The sequence below is a fragment of the Desemzia sp. FAM 23988 genome, assembly GCF_045528365.1.
GTDB lineage: Bacteria > Bacillota > Bacilli > Lactobacillales > Carnobacteriaceae > Desemzia.
Window position 1 is genome coordinate 1 of the sequence record NZ_JBGQQS010000048.1, and the last position, 2,396, is coordinate 2,396.

Consider the following 2,396-nt stretch of genomic DNA (forward strand, 5'->3'; position numbering starts at 1 on the left):
GTAAGCCCGTTAAAATGGACGCCGATAGCTCCAAATAAAAAAAAGCATGACAAATAGCCTGATTTCATCCATTTTTTTGAAATCAGGCTGCTTTTTTCATATTTTTGGCTGGCTGGCAGCTTTCGATAATCGCCAACGACCAAGGGAGATAGTCGTTGATTTTCTCAGGTTCCTGAATCAAATCGACTTCTGGCAATTCAATTAATAGCTTTTCCAGATATTGGCGAAAATCGATGTGATTTGCTTTACAGGTTTCCACCAAGCTCAAATAGATGGCATTGGCTTTTCCACCCGCTTCACTTGTAGAAAATAACCAATTCTTTTTGCCCAATGTTAGCGGACGAATTGCATTCTCTGCACCGTTATTATGAATCGGCAACGCAGGAACTTCCAGAAACTTCAACAGGCCGGCTTTTTGATTCAAGCAATAGGTGATCGCTTTGTCCAAGGCAGATTTTGGCGCAGCGAATTGCGTCTCCAACCAAAGATAAAAGTCTTCCAACAGTGGTCTCGCAAATTTTTGACGCAATTGATCTCGTGCCATAATTGGCATTTCTTGCCAATCCCGTTCCATACGAAAAAGCGCATCACACACCATTTTACCCAAGCGAACCGCTGGACTCGAAGCTTTCCCACCTAATTCTAAGGCTTCGACCCATTTTCGTCGAGCATGTGCCCAACAATGGGCGAACTTGATACCGGGCAACTGCCGATAGACCGAATAGCCGTCACACAAAATCAATCCCTGCCAGTTTCCAAGGAACTTTCTTAATTCGTCCCGACTTCGAGTCAAGGTAGAATCGAAGAGTGTAATGGGATGCGTTGCCCCTTCGATGGTGCGATAAACCCAGTTTTGTGATTTTGATCGACCGGATTTTCCATCCGAACGTCGTAAAATTCGCGATGGGGTTTCATCCACGGCCAATATTGTTTTGGTCAACAATTGTTTCTTCAATTCCTGATAGATTGGTGCTAACCAGTCTTCGGCCACTTTATTGACCCATTCACTCAGTGTGCGGCTGTGCAACGTCAAGCCTAATCGTTGCCAGTCTTTTAATTGTCGTTCCAACGGAACGAATTGGGTAAACTTCATATAAACGGCTTCTGTTATCATCGAGGGACTGGCGATACTCCCAGGTAATGCCCGCTTAGGGGAAGGCGCCACTCGGATCTGATTGGTGCCGCTCTTCTTACAGTTTCGACATTCATAACGATGCACAATATGGCGGCAACGAACTAATTTAGCCGGAATCAATTTGACTTCGCTCCAGTCCTTGGTACCAAGTTCTTTCATCTCGCCGTTGCAACACAAACAAACTGGTTCTTCGAGGCGGTGATGATATTCTTCAGTGGGGAGATTTTCCAACTGTTTTTCTTTCCACCCAGGGACGCGATGCTTGCGAGTGTGCGTGGAGATAACGGTTATACGGCTAATTTCACCTTCTTCCTTTTCTGGTTGGCCGAAAAAATCGGATGGCTCATCAAATAAAGACGTTTGGTTCTGAGGAATCTCTTCCTGAGAATAGCGCGTTTTTTCACTACGAGACCCGAATAACATTTTTGTTAAGTTGGCGACCTGATTGGACAGTTCCATATTTTGCTCAAGTAGTTGATCTAGTCTCGCCAGTAATTCAGCATTTTGTTCTTCTAATTCGGTATTTGTCGCCATCTGCTCAGTCCATTCTTATCGCTTTGTTTCTTCTAGTTTATCAAATGAGACCTGAATGGTCACGAACTAATTTTATCGAAGGGGTTATTAGAATGAACCACCAGTTCGTGCGTTTGTGATAGCCCTTGGCTGCTCAATTTTTAACCCTTCTAATAGCCAACGCAACTCACGTTGCGTCAATTTTTTGACCTCCAATTCATTTCGTGGCCATTGTAATTTTCCTGAATCGATTCGTTTATAAAGCAATGCGAATCCATCTTGATTCCAAAACAGTGCTTTATACCGATCGGCACGTCTACCACAAAAAAGAAATAATGAGGCCTCTTGATAGACATCTAATTCAAATTGGTTTTGAATTACGGCGGCTAAGCCATCAATTCCTTTACGCATATCTGTATGTCCACAAACAAGGTAGAGGTGGTTTATTTTAGTGTAGTCAAGAATCATGTGACTTCAACTCCTTTAACAGAGCATAGAGAATATATTTGTCAATCCCGTTATAAATTCGAACTTCTTGCTTCTTGCATTGGATTTTCGCAGCAAGTTTCATCGGAGATGATGGAGCAGGCGAGACAGTATGTTGGCTTATTTCATTTGTGAGTGAGACGGGGACGATGGTGTGATGGGGTTGTTTTGGCATAACAAAAATTCCTCCTTCTGATTAAGATAGTCTTATCATACAGGAAGAATTTCCGGCTTTCTATGCGGTTAATTTCATCGGGCTTAC

Annotated in this window: 2 protein-coding genes; both read right to left on the reverse strand. The window is 43.1% G+C overall.

Annotated features, from left to right (window positions below):
* Positions 1–82: 82 nt before the first annotated feature.
* On the reverse strand, positions 83–1,669 hold the full coding sequence (tnpC, locus tag ACEN4L_RS13320) for an IS66 family transposase (RefSeq protein ID WP_407097732.1): 1,587 nt from the start codon (positions 1,667–1,669) through the stop codon (positions 83–85).
* An 87-nt stretch (positions 1,670–1,756) separates the two neighbouring features.
* Positions 1,757–2,116 carry an IS66 family insertion sequence element accessory protein TnpB gene (gene tnpB, locus ACEN4L_RS13325; protein ID WP_079650506.1) on the reverse strand — a complete coding sequence of 120 codons (360 nt, stop codon included), beginning with the start codon at positions 2,114–2,116 and terminating at the stop codon, positions 1,757–1,759.
* Between the last annotated feature and the right edge of the window lie 280 nt (positions 2,117–2,396).